This window comes from Mycobacterium sp. NPDC003323 (assembly GCF_053589535.1).
The window spans coordinates 139,506-157,279 of sequence record NZ_JBSFSB010000009.1; the positions used below are offsets into that span (position 1 = coordinate 139,506).

Annotated in this window: 16 protein-coding genes and 1 pseudogene; 13 read left to right on the plus strand and 4 right to left on the minus strand. The window is 63.5% G+C overall.

The features are described from left to right. Positions 1–76 precede the first annotated feature (76 nt). Positions 77–322 carry a hypothetical protein gene (locus ACWDUN_RS20265; protein WP_449931813.1) on the minus strand — a complete coding sequence of 82 codons (246 nt, stop codon included), beginning with the start codon at positions 320–322 and terminating at the stop codon, positions 77–79. Between the two features lie 291 nt (positions 323–613). Between ACWDUN_RS20265 and ACWDUN_RS20270 the strand changes: the two genes are divergently transcribed. Both ACWDUN_RS20270 and ACWDUN_RS20275 read left to right on the plus strand, forming a co-directional pair. Beyond that, positions 614–1,321, plus strand: a complete 708-nt coding sequence (locus ACWDUN_RS20270) for a hypothetical protein (protein ID WP_449931815.1) — start codon at positions 614–616, stop codon at positions 1,319–1,321. 2 nt (positions 1,322–1,323) lie between these two features. Next, a complete protein-coding gene (locus ACWDUN_RS20275) occupies positions 1,324–2,889 on the plus strand; it encodes a DNA polymerase Y family protein (RefSeq protein ID WP_449931817.1) in 1,566 nt (521 codons plus the stop codon). Here ACWDUN_RS20275 and ACWDUN_RS20280 read toward each other — a convergent pair. Next, a complete protein-coding gene (locus ACWDUN_RS20280) occupies positions 2,880–3,926 on the minus strand; it encodes a nucleoside hydrolase (protein ID WP_449931818.1) in 1,047 nt (348 codons plus the stop codon). The two genes, ACWDUN_RS20275 and ACWDUN_RS20280, sit on opposite strands and share 10 nt — an antisense overlap. Before the next feature lie 23 nt (positions 3,927–3,949). Next, on the minus strand, positions 3,950–5,944 hold the full coding sequence (locus ACWDUN_RS20285; protein ID WP_449931819.1) for an SDR family oxidoreductase: 1,995 nt from the start codon (positions 5,942–5,944) through the stop codon (positions 3,950–3,952). A gap of 191 nt (positions 5,945–6,135) precedes the next feature. On the opposite strand from ACWDUN_RS20285, the gene ACWDUN_RS20290 reads away from it, so the two are divergent. The 4 genes and pseudogenes from ACWDUN_RS20290 (at position 6,136) to ACWDUN_RS20305 (ending at position 8,106) form a co-directional block, all read left to right on the plus strand. Then, positions 6,136–6,411, plus strand: a complete 276-nt coding sequence (locus ACWDUN_RS20290; RefSeq protein ID WP_449931820.1) for a helix-turn-helix domain-containing protein — start codon at positions 6,136–6,138, stop codon at positions 6,409–6,411. Between the two features lie 57 nt (positions 6,412–6,468). Beyond that, a complete protein-coding gene (locus ACWDUN_RS20295) occupies positions 6,469–6,729 on the plus strand; it encodes a helix-turn-helix domain-containing protein (protein WP_152515856.1) in 261 nt (86 codons plus the stop codon). Positions 6,730–6,900: 171 nt separating this feature from the next. Continuing rightward, complete coding sequence (locus ACWDUN_RS20300; RefSeq protein ID WP_213447944.1) at positions 6,901–7,167, plus strand: WhiB family transcriptional regulator; 267 nt, start codon at positions 6,901–6,903, stop codon at positions 7,165–7,167. Positions 7,168–7,231: 64 nt separating this feature from the next. Beyond that, positions 7,232–8,106, plus strand: a pseudogene (locus ACWDUN_RS20305) (NADPH:quinone oxidoreductase family protein). 613 nt (positions 8,107–8,719) lie between these two features. On the opposite strand, the gene ACWDUN_RS20310 reads toward ACWDUN_RS20305, so the two are convergent. Further along, the gene (locus ACWDUN_RS20310; protein ID WP_213447943.1) at positions 8,720–10,063 is read right to left on the minus strand and encodes an MFS transporter; all 1,344 of its coding nucleotides are present in this window, start codon (positions 10,061–10,063) and stop codon (positions 8,720–8,722) included. Between the two features lie 302 nt (positions 10,064–10,365). On the opposite strand from ACWDUN_RS20310, the gene ACWDUN_RS20315 reads away from it, so the two are divergent. From ACWDUN_RS20315 to ACWDUN_RS20345, 7 genes are all read left to right on the plus strand, one after another. Further along, entirely contained in the window at positions 10,366–10,521 is a 156-nt protein-coding gene (locus ACWDUN_RS20315; protein WP_213447942.1) for a hypothetical protein, read from the plus strand. A 14-nt stretch (positions 10,522–10,535) separates the two neighbouring features. Then, the gene (locus tag ACWDUN_RS20320; RefSeq protein WP_449931858.1) at positions 10,536–10,847 is read left to right on the plus strand and encodes a hypothetical protein; all 312 of its coding nucleotides are present in this window, start codon (positions 10,536–10,538) and stop codon (positions 10,845–10,847) included. Beyond that, entirely contained in the window at positions 10,780–11,700 is a 921-nt protein-coding gene (locus ACWDUN_RS20325) for an enoyl-CoA hydratase/isomerase family protein (protein ID WP_449931821.1), read from the plus strand. Before ACWDUN_RS20320 ends, ACWDUN_RS20325 begins: the two co-directional genes overlap by 68 nt. 33 nt (positions 11,701–11,733) lie before the next feature. Then, positions 11,734–12,891, plus strand: coding sequence for an acyl-CoA dehydrogenase family protein (locus tag ACWDUN_RS20330; RefSeq protein ID WP_449931822.1), 1,158 nt, complete (start codon positions 11,734–11,736; stop codon positions 12,889–12,891). A gap of 635 nt (positions 12,892–13,526) precedes the next feature. Next, positions 13,527–14,582 carry an LLM class flavin-dependent oxidoreductase gene (locus tag ACWDUN_RS20335; protein WP_213447938.1) on the plus strand — a complete coding sequence of 352 codons (1,056 nt, stop codon included), beginning with the start codon at positions 13,527–13,529 and terminating at the stop codon, positions 14,580–14,582. Between the two features lie 27 nt (positions 14,583–14,609). Next, a complete protein-coding gene (locus tag ACWDUN_RS20340) occupies positions 14,610–15,512 on the plus strand; it encodes an alpha/beta hydrolase (RefSeq protein ID WP_213447937.1) in 903 nt (300 codons plus the stop codon). Between the two features lie 302 nt (positions 15,513–15,814). Beyond that, a complete protein-coding gene (locus tag ACWDUN_RS20345; protein WP_449931823.1) occupies positions 15,815–17,605 on the plus strand; it encodes a sigma-54-dependent Fis family transcriptional regulator in 1,791 nt (596 codons plus the stop codon). The last annotated feature ends 169 nt before the right edge of the window (positions 17,606–17,774 follow it).

The following is a 17,774-nucleotide window of genomic DNA, read 5'->3' on the forward strand; positions in this document are numbered from 1 at the left end:
GGTGCTCAACTCGGGTCTCAGACGCGAGTAAGGGCGAGTCCGAATTGCGATCCGGACCCGCCCTCCTCGGTGACGGTCAGTCGTTCTGCGACGGGTCGAACGTCGGCTGCGGGGCCGTGACCGGCGGGGTGAAGACGCCGCCGCCGGGGTTGATCGACTTCTCGGTCGGAGAAACCGTCGGCTCGGTCGTGGTCGTGGTGGTGGTCGACTCTTCGGGCTGGTCGCTGTCGCTGCTGCACGCCGCGGTGAAGCCGATCATCGCGAGGATGGCGGCACCGCCAATCGCAGCCGAAACCTTACGACGCAGAAGCGTTTGTGCCATTTCTTTCGGTCCTTTTCCTTTTCTCATCGAGGTACTTCTTCGGTCGGCGCGTGGTCTGCGAAAACCGTGTGCAGCAGTCCCATTCCGTCGGGATCTGGTGTCAGAAACTGTAACGCAGTGCCGGTATCGCTGCATTCCCTTATGGATGGCCGCCCATTTCGTGCGCCAGCGTGGTCTCAGCACCCGGAGATCCCCGGCGCCGCTTGACGCTGACCTCGGTGAGGTGTTTACTCGAGCGATCGAACATACGTTCGAAAAATGGCCGTTTCGGATGATGCTGGAGGTGCTGCTGTGACAGCGGCCATGAACCTGGAGCAGCGCCGCAAAGACCGTGCTGAGCAGGTAGAACAGCTACGCCGCAGGATAGCCGAAGTGTCCGCCAAGATGGATGCCGGGGGTTCCCGGGGGATGCCGACGGATCCTCCCGCACGTCCGCCGAAAACTTTGCTGGAGCATGCCGAACCGCCGCTCGTGCCCGATACGGGGTCGTTGCCGATGTTGGACAAGGGGACGGTGGCGGTGCTGTCGGGTGCCCGGTCGTTGGGATTGCAGATGATCGCCGCGGCCACCGCCGCGGGGCAGCACGTGGCGATCGTCGGGCAACCCGATATCGGCCTGCTGGCCGCCGTCGAGATGGGTGCGGACCTGAGCCGGGTGGCGGTCATCCCCGATCCGGGCCCCGACCCGGTCGAGGTGGCCGCCGTCCTGTTGGACGGTCTGGATCTGGTGGTGCTGGCGCTGGGCGGTCGATCCGTGCCGATGAGCCGGGCCAGGGCCGTGACCGCCCGGGCTCGGCAGAAGGGCTGCACGCTGCTGATCACCGGCGGGGACTGGCAGGGGGCATCGGCCCGGTTGGATGCCAGGGTCTGCGGTTACGAGATGGCCGGCACGGGCGCGGACGGACCGGTGCCCGGGCGCGGACGGATCTCCCGGGTCCGGCTGGCCACCCGTTCCCGCGGCCGCGTTCCCGGGCAGCCCCGGATAGCCGTCGGCGGCTAGCGATGTCGCGGGTTCTGGCGCTGTGGTGCATGGACTGGCCTGCGGTGGCCGCCGCGACCACGGCCGGGCTGGGTGCCACCGACCCGGTGGCGGTCACGCTGGCCAATCGGGTCATCGCCTGCTCGGCGGCGGCGCGGGCGGCCGGGGTGCGTCGGGGGTTGCGCCGCCGGGAGGCGCAGTCGCGGTGCCCGCAACTGCATGTCGCCACCGCCGATCCCGCCGGTGATGCCCGTCATTTCGAGGGCGTGACCGCCGCGGTGGACGAGGTGGTACCGCGGGCCGAGGTACTGCGACCGGGGCTGCTGGCGGTCTCGGTGCGCGGTGCCGCGCGCTATTTCGGGTCCGAGCAGGCGGCCGCCGAACGGTTGGTCGACGCGGTCGCCGCGGCCGGTGCCGAATGTCAGACCGGTATCGCCGATCAGCTGGCCACCGCGGTGTTCGCCGCCAAGGCGGGATGCATCGTCGAGCCGGGGCGGGACGCATCGTTTCTGTCCGGGCTGTCCATCCGGCAATTGGCCGCCGAGCCGAGCCTTGCCGGGGCGGATCGGCAAGAGCTCGCCGATCTGCTGTGGCGCATGGGAATACGCACCATCGGGCAGTTCGCCGAACTGTCGCGCACCGATGTGTCCTCGCGGTTCGGCGCGGATGCCCTTCGAGCGCATCGATTCGCCCGCGGTGATGCCGATCGCGGCCCGTCGGGCCGGGAACTGCCCCCGGACCTGGATGCGGTGTACCACTGCGACCCGCCGATCGACCGGGTGGACGCCGCCGCGTTCGCCGGGCGCGCCCTGGCTGGGGAACTGCATCGCAACCTGGAGGGTGCCGGCGTCGGCTGCACCCGGTTGTCCATCCAGGCCGTCACCGCCAATGGCGAAGAGCTGAACCGGGTCTGGCGATGCGCCGAACCGCTCACCGAGGATGCCACCGCCGACCGGGTGCGCTGGCAGTTGGATGGCTGGTTGACCCGGCGGGCCATCAGGACCGATTCCGCCGGGCCCACCGGGCCGATCACGGTGTTGCGGCTGCATCCGGTCGAGGTGGTGTCGGCCGGGGCGTTGCAGCTTCCGCTGTGGGGGTCCTCCGGTGACGACGACCGGATGCGGGCCCGCCGGGCGCTGGTGCGGGTGCAGGGACTGCTGGGACCGGAGGCGGTTCAGGTGCCCGTGCTCAGCGGTGGCCGCGGGCCCGCCGAACGCATCACCTTCACCGCGCTGGGTGATGAGCCGGTTCCGCGGTTCGACCCGGGTCAGCCATGGCCGGGACAGCTACCCGAACCCTCGCCCGCGGTGTTGCTCGACGACCCCGTGGAAGTACTTGACGCACAGGGAAACCCGGTGCGTGTGACCCACCGGGGCATGTTCTCGGCCGACCCGGTGCGGGTGGAATCGAGCGGTCATGGTGGGGAGCTCTCCTGGTGGGCGGGACCCTGGCCGGTCGACGAACGGTGGTGGGATCCGGCCCAGCGGTCCGGCCGGACCGCACGGGCTCAGGTGTTGGTCGAGGCCGGGCAGGCCATGCTGCTGTGCTACCGCCAGCGCCAGTGGTACGTCGAGGGTATCTACGAATGACGAGCCACGAACGGACCGACCCGCTCGATGAACCGGTCGAAGAACACCGCCGGATCGACCTCGATGCCGATGTGCGCGTTGTTCTCTCGGCCCCAGTGGCCACGCCAGTCCACCACCGTCATGGCGCGGGTCAGGGTGCCGGTCAGCTCGACGTCGATGGTGGCCGGTCGGCACCGCACCAACTCCGGGTCCAGGGCGACCGCCGCGGCCAGCGGATCATGCAGATGCGCCAGATACCCCTCGCCCTGGTCGAAGTGGAATTCGAAGTAGAACCGCATCGCATCTTCGAGCGCGCGGATCACCGGATTGGCCGATGTCGAGCGTGTGCCGCGATCGTCGAGCACGCTCAGCGGCGCCGACGGCGCACCCGCCGCCGCGGCCAGCCGGCTCAGGATGGACGGTGTCAGGGCGACGCGTTCGGTGACGTTGAGCCCCAGCACGATCGGTAGATGCGACGGTGTGCTCAGTCCCCAGGCCGCACCCCATACCGCGAACACCTCGGCGGCGGCCTCCGGGTCCACGTGGGTGTTCCATTCGGCCACCGGTGTGGTGTTGCCGCGGTAATCGAAGGCGCCGCCCATGATCACCAGTCGGCGCAACAGTTTGGGCAATGCCGGTTCCAGGCGCAGGGCCAGCGCGAGGTTGGTCAGCGGGCCCGTGGCCAGGCCGATGAGCTCGCCGGGGTGGGCGCGGGCAGCGCGCACCCAGGCCTCGGCGGCGTCATACCGGGTGATCACGCGATCGCAGGCGGGCAGCTCGGCGTAGCCCAGCCCCTCGGGGCCGTGGGTGTCCTCACAGGTACGCAGTGCGATGCTCAGGGGCGCCTCGGCGCCGGTGGACACCGGGATGTCGCCGGCGCCGAACAGATCCAGCAGCGCCAGGTTGTTGATGCTCACCTGCTCGGCAGGCACGTTGCCCGCCGTCGAGGCGATGCCCACCAGCTCGGCGTCGGGACTGGCCAGCAGATAGGCCAGCGCCATCGCGTCGTCCACTCCGGTGTCGACATCAGCGAACACCGGTAGCGCAGGGCTGGTCACGTGACCACGATAAATGTGCGTCGCTACCAGTGCACACCCGGAATGGCCCGGACCGCCTGTTTGACCGGGCGTGGCATCCGCATCGTCGGGACGGCCCGTGCCGGGCGCCGGGGTCGACGCCGTGGCTGAGGATCTTCGGTGATCTGTCCCCGGGCCGCGGCGGAATCTGGATAACCGAGGTAGATCTGGTGTAGGACGCGGCGCGACAGTCGCGGGGTGAAATAGGTGCCCAGATCGGCCAGGGTTCCCAGCGGGGTGTCGATACGGGCGGGCTTGTCGACCAGACCGCGTACCACCATGGCCGCCGCATGCTCGGCGGTGATCGGCGGTACCGGATTGAGGCGCCGGGACGGCGCGATCATCGGGGTGCTCACCAACGGCATGTGGATGTTGGTGAAAGTGATGTGGTCCGAAAGGGTTTCGGTGCCGACGACTTCGGAGAATGCGTCGAGTGCGGCTTTGGTCGGCAGATACGCGCTGTATTTGGGTGTATTGGCCTGCACCCCGGCGCTGGACACGTTGACCACATGGCCGAACCGGCGCTCACGCCAGTGCGGCAACAGGGCCAGCACCATGCGCACCGCGCCGAAGTAGTTGACCGCCATCACCCGTTCGTAATCGTGCAGTCGGTCGGTGGACGCCGATACCGACCGCCGGATGGATCGACCGGCGTTGTTGACCAGATAATCGACGTGGCCGAACCGGCCGAGGATGTCCTTGACCGTGTGATCGACCGAGCCGGAATCGGTCACGTCACAGGTGAATGCGTGGGCATCGCCGCCCTCGGCGCGGATCTCGCCCACCAGGTCGTCCAGCGCCTCGGCGTTGCGGGCCAGGGCGAACACCGTGGCGCCGCGGCGGGCCACTGCGATTGCCGAAGCGCGACCGATACCGCTGGAAGCACCGGTGATGATGACGTGCCTTCCTGCCAGCGGCTGGGCCGAGTCGCCGCGACGGGCCCGGTCGGGATCCAGCCGGTCGGCCCAGTAGTGCCACAGTATGTCTGCGTAGGAACGGAATTCGGGCACCTCGATCCCGGTACCGGCGAGCGCGGCGGTGGCGCGGTCCGCCGTGAAGGTGGGGGCCAGGTCGACGACGTCGAGGATCTCGGCGGGCACACCCAGTTGGGTCGCTGCCATGTTGCGCAGCACCTTGGCCCGGCCGGTGGCCTTGAGCACCGGTGCCACCGCGGTACCGGGCAGCGACCCGACGAGCGGAGGCAGACCTGCGGCCTTGGCCACCCCGCGGTAGATACCGCGTAGGCCAGTGGTTTTCGGCGCGGTCAGGTGGAAGGTGCGGCCATCGGCGTCGGGAATGTGCATCAGGTGCGCGGTGGCATCGACGACGAAATCGACCGGGACGATGTTGGTGCGGCCGGTGTCGGGCAGCAACATCGGCGTCAGGCTGGGCAGGGCTGCGAGTTTGGCCAGGATGGGGAAGAAGTAGTAGGGGCCGTCGACCTTGTCCATCTCACCGGTGCGTGAGTCGCCGACCACGACGGCCGGGCGGTAGATACGCGTACGCAGCGCCGGTTCGGCCCGCACCAGCGCTTCGGCCTCGAACTTGGTGCGGTGGTAGGGCGTCGGTAGGTTCTGGCCGACATCGAAATCGTCCTCGGTGTACTCGCCGTGGAAGTCGCCGGCCACCGCGATGGACGACACGTGGTGCAGGGTCGCACCCAGCGCGCGGGCCAACCCGATGACCGCGCGGGTGCCTTCGACGTTCGCGGCGTACTGCGCGGGTTCGGCGACGGTCATGTCGTAGATCGCGGCGCAGTGCACGACGTGGTCGACATCGCCGATCTCGCCGAGGTCCACGCCGAGTCCCAGATCGGGTGCGGTCAGGTCACCGACCAGGGCCTGCGCTCGGGTTCCCCAACTGACCGCCAGCTGTTCGAAGCGGTGCAGCGAGCCGCGCCGGACCAGAACCGAGACCCATGCGTCCGGGTCCCGGGCCAGGAGGCGGGTCACGAGCCGACTGCCGATAAACCCGGTACCGCCGGTAACGACATAGTGCATGCGGTCATGGTCGTCCTCGGGGCGGGATCCGTCAATTGTAGATTCTCAAAACCAGTGTCATATTCTCGCGATGAGCGTCATGTCGATGTCAAATATGACACGACTATGAGACGACTTCCATGTGGGCGCCCGGCGTGAAAGGGCTTGGCCGCACGAGCCGAATGACCTACTAGTAGGGCTACGATTGGCAAGTGGACGAAGTTGATGGAGACGAATCGGACGCCGTAACGGGAGCCGGTGGCGCGGGAGTTTCGGAGCGTCGACGTCGTTACGTCGGATCGCGCATCACCCGCCTGCGGGAAGCGCGTGGACTCAGTCTGGAGGAGCTGGCCCAGCGGGTCGGGCTTTTGGCCGGCGTCATGAAGGCGGTCGAAAGTGGCAGGCGCGGAGTTACCTTTGAGTGCTTGATCGATATCGCGAACGCGCTCGGGGTGACCGCTTCCGAACTTCTTGAGGGCATGGAATAGCAGTCCGGAGTCGGCCGTCGTGCCGTCAAGTTCTGCCGTGCCTGATAACTTAGGGACGTGCCGACCCGCCCCAGCCAGGACGACCCCAAACGCGTGAAAGTTTGGGAGAAGCGGCGGCGTGCAGTAGGTGCTCGCATCGTCGAATTGCGCATCGAACGTGGGTTGACGCAGGAGCAACTCTCGTTCAAGTCCGGGGTCTCCAGGAACATCATCATTGATGTCGAGTTCGGTCGGCGTGGGCTTCTGTATGAGCGACTTGGTGACCTGGCGAAGGCCCTCGGCGTGACCGCTTCTGACTTGCTTGAGGGCATTAAGTAAGAGCGCCGACCGGTCTGTCCGCCGCTGGTCGTTTCGGCACGACGGACTCTAGGGTTTCTCGGAGTGACCATGTAACCCCTAGTCGCAGGCCCTGGATAAATCAGATGGTCGGAACGGTGCGCGCGATAAGGTCAACCTGGCAGCCGTGCGAGAACGAGTTAACGCTGAGCGATGCGACATCGCCGCTGGTGTTGGCAGCGTCCTTGCGGCATCGGGGTAGTTGTCGCGGCCAACCGCCGGAGATGTTTTCCCGAGGATTCGACTGGAGGCAACTACTTGAACCGGGAGCGTGCGGCCAAAGGCGTGTGCAACCACTGTCCGGTTCTCGCACAGTGTCGCGAGCATGCCTTGAATATGCCGGAAACATTGGGGATTTGGGGTGCACTGAGTGTGCGCGAGCGACGCGGACTTCGGCGTCGGACGGGCATGCGACCTTGACTCGACGGCTCCCAGAGCACGACGTACCCGGCAGAAGCACGGGTCACCAAGCCGGGGAACATTGATGCGCGCAATAGTTGTCGACCGGCTTGCCGGTCCCGACAGTGTCGACTTGCGGGAAGTGCCCGAACCCGTCGCGGCACATCCTCGTGCGGATGGACATCGACTGCTTGTGGACGTCCACGCTGCCGGCCTGTCGTTCATCGATGTGCTGCAGACCTGGGGCAAGTACCAGAACGGTGTGGCCGCCCCCTTTGTCAGCGGGGCAGAGTTCTCAGGACGGGTACTGGAAACACTGGCGTATCGTTCGTCGAGGGATCGGCGGTGTACGTGAACTACTCGACGGCGTGGTACGCGCTGCACCGAGCGCAAGTGCGGCCAGGCGAGTACGTACTCGTGCACGGCGGAGCTGGCGGAGTCGGCACCGCGGCCTTGGATCTGGCCGAAGTTTTCGGTGTCCGGGCGATCGCCGTGGTATCGACTGACGACAAGGCGGATATCGCCCGTCTTTGCGGAGCAACGGAAGTGGTGCGATCGGATGGTGCCTGGTTGGACGACGTGCGAGCGATGACCGGTGGCCGCGGTGTACATGTCGTGATCGACCCCGTCGGTGGAGACCGGTTGACCGACTCGCTGCGGGCACTTCGCCAGGGCGGTCGACTGGTCGTCGTGGGCTTCGCCGCAGGTGCCATCCCGACAGTCAAGGTCAACCGACTGTTGCATCGGAATCTCACTGTCACCGGCATCACGATGGACAACATGGAGACCGAGTATCCGGGGACGTTGAGTATGGTGCGGCATGCGGTCGAGGATCTGGCGTTGCGGGGACGGCTGCGTCCACTCGTCGGTGCCGAACTCCCCCTCACGCAGGCGGCCGCGGCTCTGCGGCTGTTGGAGGAGCGTTCGGCGGTGGGCAAGGTCGTGGCGATCGTCAAGTAGTCGAACCACATACTTCGCGCAGGTATTCCCCGGCCCTCATGGCATTGCGCTGCAGGCCAAGCTTGTTGCCTCTGTTCGCTCACGTCGCGCAGTTCACCGTCCGTGACGGGCGGTGAAGTTCGTCGTGGTCGGAGAGACATCCAGAAGTCTGCCAGGTGATCATGCGCGCCAGTCCGGTGGTGCTCGTGACCGGCGACTCTGGAGCGGGTAAGCCCACTGTGCTTCGAGCGAGCGTGGCGGAGAATCCACTCTCGGTCGTCGCCCCGCCGGTCGCGATGTGCTTTGTCCGACAATGGCGCGATACAAATAACGGTGCTTGCCGCCGCGGGCCCGACCAACGCAGCGCGGTCTACGCTTGGTCTGCGGCGGCCTGCCGATGTGCAAATTTGATACGTATCTGATCCTTGGTCAAAGCTCAGAAGCGTTGTCTGAAACCGTCTTTCGCTCACACACTGACACAAGCCTGTATGGCGGCAGACTTCCGGCCGTGCCGGCATCGGTTTCTGGCTTTGCAATCAACGATCGAACCTTTCGGCTAGGTGCCGCGAGTAAGCAACGAAACAGATAGGGCTGTGGAACACGTAGCACAGCTGAGCCATGATCGAATACGCGCTCAGCGAGCCTCTTCGCCGTGCGTCTTTTGGTGTGGCTGATTGTTCTTGGTGGATGCGATCGCCCACACACTGAGGGCGCCGGCCACAAACACGTACACACCTACTGACAGAATCGTTCCTGTTGATTCGAGTAAAGCCGTGGCGGTCAACGGTGCAAATCCGCCGCCGACGACAGCGCCCAACTGATAGCCGATGGAGGCGCCCGAATAGCGGACTTCCGCAGAGAACATCTCGTAGTAGAAGGCGGCCATCGGTCCGTATAACGCGCCGAGAGTCAGACCCGGTATGAGCACCGCGAGTAGGAGCAATCCGACATCCGCGGTTTGCAGAAGTAGAACGAACGGAATCGCGGTCAAAGATGTCGCGACACAGGCGGCGAGCAGGACTCGTTTGCGGCCTACGCGGTCGGACAGTGCGGCGAAGTAGGGTATGGCAGCGACGGTGACGACGCTGGACGCAAGGACCGTCATCAGGGCGGTTGTTCGCCCGATGCCATGTGAAGTCGCGTAGGAGATCGTGAAGACGATGAGGATGTAGTAGTACACCTGCACCACCAGGATCATGCCGCCGGCCTGGAGCAAGGCCTTCGGGTGCGTGGTGAGTGCAACGATGATGGGGGACCGCCGTACGTTGGTACCGTTGACAGTCGTTCTGCTGTTCGTTTGTTGTAGCGCGCGAAACTCGGCGGTGTCTTCGATGGCAATCTGTATATAGAGACCAGCAGCAATCACGACGGCCGACAACAGGAATGGTAGTCGCCATCCCCACGATTCGAGTGCCGCAGTGTCCATCATCGCGACGACAATGAGGAAGACCACATTCGAAAGGATGACTGCCAACGAGGGCCCGACGTGGGCGAAGCTACCGTAGAAACCCCGCTTGCTCGCAGGCGCGTTCTCGGTGACGAGAAGCATTGCGCCACCGTACTGTCCACCGACTGCAAGGCCCTGTACCGCGCGCAGAACCACTAGGAGGATCGGCGCCGCAATGCCGATTGTCGTGTAGGTTGGCAGGACTCCGATCAAGAATGTCGCGATTCCCATCATCAGCATTGAGATGACGAGTAGCTTCTTGCGCCCGAGCGTATCGCCGAAATGACCAAAGACTATGCCCCCGAGCGGACGGAACAGGAAGCCGACTCCGAAGGTGGCGAATGCTGCCAGGGTCCCTAGTGCGGGTGATACTTCGGGGAAGAAGACCTTGTTGAAGACCAACGCTGCAGCGGTGCCGTAGATGTAGAAGTCATACCATTCGAGTGTGCTGGCACTCAGTGCTGCAGCGATGATTTTGCGCATCTTCTGGGGTCGGATAGCCGACTCGTGCGGCGAGGCTGACTCGGACATAGGGACAACTCCGTCGTTCGGCCGACGCCCGTAGGGGTCGGACAAGAGAAGGTCATCTGCAGGACCGGAGCCTTGCGGGTCTTGAAGCCACGCTATCCAGGGCGGACGCGAAAGAATGTCTCATTCTGCGTCATAACTGACGCACGCAGGATCTGCCGGCAGATGCCGGGCCCCGCGCAAGGAGCATGAGACGGCTGTCGGGTCGTCGCGGTGTAGCGAACTGACACACGGCAGGACACAGCTTCGGGTGTGTGATCGGGATACACACACTTGGAAGTGTGCGATCTTCCGAAAGGACGGCCATGAGCACTGAATGGGCAGGCAAGGGCGCGTTGGTCACCGGTGGAGCCGGCGCAGGTGTTGCCTGCGTCCGCACGACCGCGATCGATAAGACGCCGAAGTGCTCGACCGTGGCCTCCACCACCGACGAGACGTCGATGCCGCTGGCGCGATCGTGAACACCTCGTCGGTCATGGGCGCGGCGGGCGTACCAGGTGCCAGCGCGTATGCGGCGTCTGAGCACGGCTCAGTCGGACTGATCAACGCGTCCGCCCTGGAATTCGCCTCGCCTAACATTCGGACGTCCCTGTGGCGACGGGTTTCATTGAAATTCCGATGTTCTCGGCACAGTACCCGGCACACCGTGCCGCATGTGAACCAGTTCATCCCGTGGGTCATTTCGGACGACCGCGGGGGCTGCAGGGCTACCTCGCGCAATGGCTCCACCGGCCAAGATCCTGGCCGCATTTTTAGCGCCCGATGCGAATCACACTGGAAAAGATGAACGATTCGGTGCGCCGCTGAAACCGTTTACTCCAGAACGAAGAGAGGCAACAGTGACAGGACCCGAGCACGGCCCACGGGAAACGGACGGAACAATCGATCATGAGACCGACGGCCACATCGCTGTTGTGACGATCAACCGCCCCCGAAAGCTCAACGCGATGACCCTTGAAATGGTCCGTGACTTCTTTACGGTGACCAAACGTCTCGATGATGACCCGAATATAAGAGCAATCGTCCTCACCGGAGCAGGCGAGCGTGCCTTCTCTGCGGGCGGGGACCTCGATTCGCTGCTGCCATCGGCCTTGGACGCCGGGTGCGACATTCTCAACCCGGACCCAACTGCGCGCTTTCTGAGCACGGTGTTCACCCCGGTCATTGCCGCCGTCCGAGGCGTCTGTGTGGGCGCAGGCTTTGAAATCCTCTTAGGCACCGACATTCGCGTCGCGGCCCACGATTCCAGATTCGCTCTTGCCGAGACCAAGTGGGGTTTGATTCCCGGATCAGGTACGAATGTCCGTCTACCGCGCCAAGTTCCGTGGGCGGTCGCGATGGAGCTGCTCTTGACGGGCTCCACGATCTCGGCAGAACGCGCTGCAACAGTCGGGCTGATCAACCAAACGGTGCAAGCCGATCGAGTCTTGGAAACCGCGCTGAGAATCGCAGGTGGCCTTGCGGCGAACGGACCGGTGGCGGTGAGGACTGCCAAAGAACTCGCTGTCCGCACCGCTTCACTGAGCGACGGATTTGCCTTGGAGCACGCACTGAACAGTCGTGTCTTGGCTTCCGATGATGCCCGCGAGGGCGTTGCGGCGTTTCGCGAGAGGCGTTCGCCATCTTTCGGCAATCGCTAACCGCACTCAGCACAGACGAAAGGAAGTGAATCGATGTCAGGTACGGATGAACTACTTGACGCAGTTCGCGAAGCGGTATCCGGAGTCACCCGCAAGTGGGACCGCAGCTACTACATGGATTGCGCCCGCCGGGGCGTAGCACCAACGGAAATGTACGACGCAATGGCAGAGCAAGGCCTGTTCGCGCTCGGTGTGCCAGAAGAGGTCGGTGGTGCAGGCGGCGGGCTGACCGCAACCGCGGCAGTCATGGAGGAAATGAGCCGCGCAGGCACACCGCCAATGTTATTCTCCCTGACATCTTTTGCCCGCCAGGCGATCATCAGGCACGGCACCCTTCAACAGATCAAGGAATACGTCGAGCCGACGCTCACGGCGAGGCAGACATTCTCCTTCGCGATCACTGAACCAGAGGCCGGCACCAACAGCTTTGCAATGCGCACACTGGCCCGACTGCAGGCGGACGGTAGCTACCGGCTCAACGGACAGAAAGTCTTCATCTCTGGAGCTGATCAGTCGACACACATTCTCGTGGTAGCTCGGACCACCCCGGCCATCGAAGTCGTGAACAAAGGTGATGGGATCTCACTCTTCGTGCTGCCGAAAGACACACCAGGGGTGTCGATGGCACCGATGAACATCGATTGGAAAGCCCCAGAACGCCAATACAGCGTCTGGTTCGACGATGTTGCGCTTCCTGCAGAGTCTTTGCTTGGTCAAGAGGGCAAAGGTCTACGCAGCATGTTCGATTCATTGAACGCCGAGCGTGTGGTGATCGCCGCCTGGACGTTGGGACTCGGGTTCCGTGCCCTGGAGAAGGCCGTTGAATACGCGCGTACACGAGCTCCATGGGGGTCACCAATCGGCGCTTACCAAGCTGTTTCACATCCACTCGCGAAGGCAAAAGCTGAACTGGAAGCTGCTCGCGCGATGAATCATCGCGCCGCGCAGCGTTTCGACAGCGGCGAGGACGCCGGCGACGACGCCAACATCGCCAAGTACCTCGCCTCCGAGGCGTCCTACGCGGCCATCGATGCAGCCATTCAGACCCACGGCGGCTCCGGTTTCGACGAGGACACCGACATCGTGACTCTCTACCCGATGATTCGCATTCTTCGCGTGGCACCGTTGAACAATGAGATGATCTTGAACTACATCGCCAACCACATGCTGGGGTTGCCGCGCAGCTACTGATAGCTCCTGGGAGTCCAAAAGATCAGGCAATCTGCTGAAAACTGCATTTGGATCTGAGCGGTTTCAGTACATTGCCAGGTCAGACTTGGGCCTGCAGGCTCCGCCAGGATGTCGTCAGCCGCCGCGCAAGCGGTATGTGCCGCCTCGGCAACTTCAATTCGACTGTACTGCAATTTATTCAGCATCGACCGTGCGGCTTCCGCGCATCCAGGTCGCACCGGGATCAAGAGCTTTCGCGCTGCTCATCATTGGCAGCGGCGGCGAAATTTGCTTGCTCGATGGCGGGAGCGGCGGGTCAAATGCTTCCGCCCTACTATCCCGCGGCCGACCAGCGATGGACCCGTCGCTGCCAGAAGGCATCAACGACCGCGGCAGCGCTCATCGATGCCCGCGGAACTCGGCGTCCTCTATCGACACATCCATCGACGTTCTCGGACCGATGTAGCGAGATAGGACATCTAGGACACTTGGCGACCTGTGACTCTGACGTCAGTGCAGGGAAGTGGTCGGCATCACATTCGAATCCCGCACTCGTAGAAGGAGCTGCAGCGGCCCCGCAGTCGTGAAGCTCTCTGTATCAACAAATCTCAGGCGCAACGCGCCTCTCAACACATGGAGCGAACGTGAAAGTTCACATGACCAACTTGATCCAGAACTACAACAACGCGTTGCCCGACTACGAAGTTTTCCAGGATCAGATCGCCCTGTCGATCTGCGCAGATCGGGATGGCTACGAAAGCATCGGATGCGTCGAACACCACTTCGACCCCGGTTACTCGATGTGTCCGGACAACACCCAGTTCTTGTCCTACCTCGCTGGACGCACGCGTACGGCCAAGCTGCACACCACTGCCGTGATAATTCCTTGGAATGACCCCATGCGCGTGGTCGAGAAGATCGCGTTGCTGGACAACCTTTCAGACGGTCGCGCGATGTTCGGAATGGGCCGAGGCCTGGCACGCCGCGAGTACGAGGGCTTCGGCATCGAGATGGGCGAATCACGTGAGCGATTCGATGAGGCAGCCGACATGATCATGCGCGGCTTGGAGGACGGTTTCGTCGAAAACGATGGACCGTTCTACAAGCAAAAGAAGGTCCCAGTACATCCGAAGCCGCTGGCTACCTTCAAGGGTCGCACCACGATGGTCGCAATGAGCCCGGATTCTGCTATCGCAGCCGGCAAACTCGGCATTCCCATGATGGCTTTCATCCAAGGCCCGATGGAGACATCGCACATGCCCATGATCGAGGAGTACCGCAGGGCATTCAGAGATACCCACGGTGGAGACGCACCCGCACCAATGATGATCGACTTGACGTACTGCCACAACGATTCCGATGAAGCGCGCCGCGTTGCCTACGAAGCCTGTGTCAACTACTACCTGACGTGTGTCGAACACTATGAGTTCGGCGGTCGCCACTTCGAGAACACCAAAGGATACGCGTCCTACGCCTCAGCGAAGGAGGCATTGGAGCAGTTGGGAATCGAAACGGTCTGCGACGTATACGCGAATGCGCAGATCTGGGGCACCCCCGAAGAGCAGATCGTGAAGCACGAAGAGCGTCGCGCCATCGTGGGGGACTACGAAGTGATCTCGGTGTTCCAGTATGGGGGGATCAGGGGTGAGGCGGCTGCTGCCAGCTATGAATTGTTCACCCGCGAGGTAAAACCGAAGATCGAGAAGCTCTGATCCATAGATCAGGAAGAGGTGACAGACATGTCAGCTACCGAGCTTGCCCGGGCGCGCAAGTTGCTCGGTCACTTGGTTTCCGAGCCCGAGGCAACGATGGACGACTATCGGCGTCTCTACGACGAGGTGTTGGCCAACTTCGAACTTCCGAGCGATGCGACGGTAGGTGAGATTGACGCCGGAGGCGTACCCGCCATCTGGGTCACGGCGCCCGGCGCCGCGGAGAACCAAGTGGTCTTGGTTGTCCACGGCGGTGGATTCTGCATGGGCAACGCATACGGCTATCGCGAGTTCGGTTACCGGTTGTCACAGTCCACCGGTGCGCGGGCGCTAGTCGTCGACTACCGGCTCGCTCCGGAGAACCCGTTCCCTGCGCCCGTCGACGACGTCGTCACCGCATACCGGTGGGTTCGGCAGCAGGACGGCATTACCAGCGTGACGATGGTCGGGGACTCCGCCGGCGGAGGCTTGGTTATGGGGGCCCTCGTTATGCTACGAGATGCGAGTGACCTCCTTCCTGACGCTGCAGTGGTGTGCTCGCCGCTGGTCGACCTTGCGGGCGAAGCCGCTTCGTTGGTCGATCGGGCCCATCTAGACCCACTGCCGGCCGCGGCGCTCGTCGAGGTGATGGGTGCTGCATACCTCGCAGGCGCGCAACCCAAATCGACGCCGTACGCGTCGCCGTTGCATGCCGACCTGACAGGCCTCCCACCTGTCCGCATTCTTGTGGGAACCGACGAGGGGCTGTTTGACGATGGTGTGCGGTTGGCCGCGCGGCTTGAGTCCGCAGGCGGTGTGGTTGAGCTTGAAATCGGACAGGACATGATCCACATCTGGCCGGTGTTCAATTTTCTGCCCGAAGCCCGAAGATCGACTGACCGCATTGGCAGATTCCTCAGAGCTCACGCACGGGTCGTGCCGTCGAGTTGAGCATGGGCGCGCTGCCACAGCGCCGGACCCGCCTGAGGCGAGTCCGGCGCTGTGGCAGTTCACGAATCGCTCTCAGGCTCCGCAGGCATGAGACCCGTGGTCAAGGGCGCGGAGATTATGTCAAACGAGTAGCTATTGACATCCTGTCAGTAAGGGTCCACTCTTGTGATCTGCGTCATCGTCGTATGTGAGACGCACCCTATTGCGGGAACTTCGGTGGAGGTGCAGAAGTGCGGTCAGTTCCGATCTGCAGCGACGCGGTCGCCACACGCCAGGAGCAACGCGCTCCGATCTTTCGTCGCGTGGACCCGCAATCGCCGGAGTTCCGGAAGATTCGAGAAGCCGTTCTTGACGCTGGAGTAACCGACGGCGACGATCTTCAGGCGCTCGGTATCGCCCCCTCGGTCCTCGAGTCGTGGCGTCGGAGCTTGCATTATGGGCTCTCGGCACAGTCACTGCAGCCGCTTGCCATCGGTGTAGTTGATGACGACAGTCCGTTTGTCCGGGCGGCCCATTCGGTCATCTCCGAGCGCGAACTGATGTTGACACAATCCAAGTGCGGACTCTCGCTGACGGACAACAATGGCGTTGTCCTGCGTCAGTGGGTTCGAGACCCATCCCTTGATCGGTGGCTGGATAACCATGGACTCGTCCCGTCAGCATCTGTCGCCGAAACCACCATCGGCACCACCAGCGGAATCTGTTTGCTCAGTGAGCGCCCAACAATGATCTGCGGTCCTGAGCATTTCTTCGACGGCTACGCCGACGTCACGTCCGCCGGCGTACCGGTGGTGCATCCGGTGACCCGACGAACCGTCGGATCGCTGAATTTGACCAGTCGTGTCCGCGACACCAGCCCGGTGCTGTTGTCATGGTTGATGGAACTCGTACGCGACATCGAGGGCGTCCTGCAGGCATCGGCAACACAGCGAGAGCGCACGCTTCTGGACGCGTACCTGAATGAGAACCGCGACACCCGCCATCCGCTCGTCGCACTCAACGACCACACCATCATCACCAATGCTGTTGCCGCGCGCCTGCTCAGCTCAGTCGACCAGGCGCTGCTGTGGGAGCACGCCTCGCGTGCCATCGGTGAAGGGCTCCAGGAGCCTCGCGAGGTGGTTCTCACCAACGGGACTGTGGTGTCGATCCACTGCCGCCAGATCCTCGGTGCCACCGAGTCTGTCGGTGCAGTGGTCCGCATCCGACACGTCCCGGAACCCCGATATCGAGCCCCGCAGTCGTTGCAATCTGTTTCACTCCCCGGTCTGGTTGGCGAGGGACCGCAGTGGCGCGAACTATGCCGAGCCGCGGCGGCGGCCGACCGAGAAGAACGGGTACTTCTCGTAGGCGAACGCGGAACCGGGAAGACGGCGGTGGCGCGTGCGATCGCGGGCGAGAACTCTGTTGTGCTCGATGCATGTGAGATCGCGGTGATAGGTACAGCTGCGTGGCTGCAGCGACTCGTTCACATGCTGCAATCGGACGCGTTGTCTGCAGTCATCATTCGGCGCTGCGACGAACTCGACCCGGCAACCGCCGAGTCGGTGACCGATGCCATGCTCACACATCGCAGTGGGGCCACGCGCGTGTTCGCGACAACCCGTGACCCCATCGAGCACGGTCACGCAAGTACCCTCGGCAGCGCGTTTGCGCTGGTTCTGGCCGTCCCGCCGCTCAGAGAACGGTACGAAGATCTGCCGGTCCTGTTGGACGTCCTGACTCGCAGAGCACATCGACGCCTCGGGAGAACGGCGGCACAGACTCGATGGATGCCCGATGCTGTTCAAGCGCTGTCACGCCTGCAGTGGCAGGGAAACATCACCTCACTGGACACCGTTGTCAACCGAGTACTGCAGTCCACGAGTAATCAGTACATCAATGCCGCGGATCTACCCGCCGATGTCGTCGCGAGCGCGTCGCGGCGAAAACTTGTTGGTCTCGAACACGTCGAGGCCAATGCCATAACTGCTGCTCTCCGGGCAGCCGGCGGCAATAAGAACCGGGCCGCCGAGAATCTCGGCATCGCACGTTCCACGCTGTACCGCAAGATCCGATCGCTCGGGATCGACCTCACGACCGCTGCGTTCTAGGCGCAGCAAGCCAGCACTTCGCACCACGTAATGATGCGCGGGGGAATCCCTGACTGCGTCAGCCATTTGAGCCTCGGCAGTCCCAAAAGAACAGGCGTGAATATGTGTTCGCGGTGGCACAGGACGAGTTCCTGTGCAGTGGAGGGTCTCTCGCGAACACTGTAGCGAA

Bases quoted from the DNA above. Each gene is read 5' to 3' on its own strand.
- ACWDUN_RS20265 (WP_449931813.1), bottom strand. From the start codon at position 322: ATGGCACAAACGCTTCTGCGTCGTAAGGTTTCGGCTGCGATTGGCGGT.
- ACWDUN_RS20275 (WP_449931817.1), top strand. From the start codon at position 1,324: ATGTCGCGGGTTCTGGCGCTGTGGTGCATGGACTGGCCTGCGGTGGCC.
- ACWDUN_RS20285 (WP_449931819.1), bottom strand. From the start codon at position 5,944: ATGCACTATGTCGTTACCGGCGGTACCGGGTTTATCGGCAGTCGGCTC.
- ACWDUN_RS20300 (WP_213447944.1), top strand. From the start codon at position 6,901: ATGCGACATCGCCGCTGGTGTTGGCAGCGTCCTTGCGGCATCGGGGTA.
- ACWDUN_RS20310 (WP_213447943.1), bottom strand. From the start codon at position 10,063: ATGTCCGAGTCAGCCTCGCCGCACGAGTCGGCTATCCGACCCCAGAAG.
- ACWDUN_RS20315 (WP_213447942.1), top strand. From the start codon at position 10,366: ATGAGCACTGAATGGGCAGGCAAGGGCGCGTTGGTCACCGGTGGAGCC.
- ACWDUN_RS20320 (WP_449931858.1), top strand. From the start codon at position 10,536: ATGGGCGCGGCGGGCGTACCAGGTGCCAGCGCGTATGCGGCGTCTGAG.
- ACWDUN_RS20325 (WP_449931821.1), top strand. From the start codon at position 10,780: ATGGCTCCACCGGCCAAGATCCTGGCCGCATTTTTAGCGCCCGATGCG.
- ACWDUN_RS20330 (WP_449931822.1), top strand. From the start codon at position 11,734: ATGTCAGGTACGGATGAACTACTTGACGCAGTTCGCGAAGCGGTATCC.
- ACWDUN_RS20335 (WP_213447938.1), top strand. From the start codon at position 13,527: ATGACCAACTTGATCCAGAACTACAACAACGCGTTGCCCGACTACGAA.
- ACWDUN_RS20340 (WP_213447937.1), top strand. From the start codon at position 14,610: ATGTCAGCTACCGAGCTTGCCCGGGCGCGCAAGTTGCTCGGTCACTTG.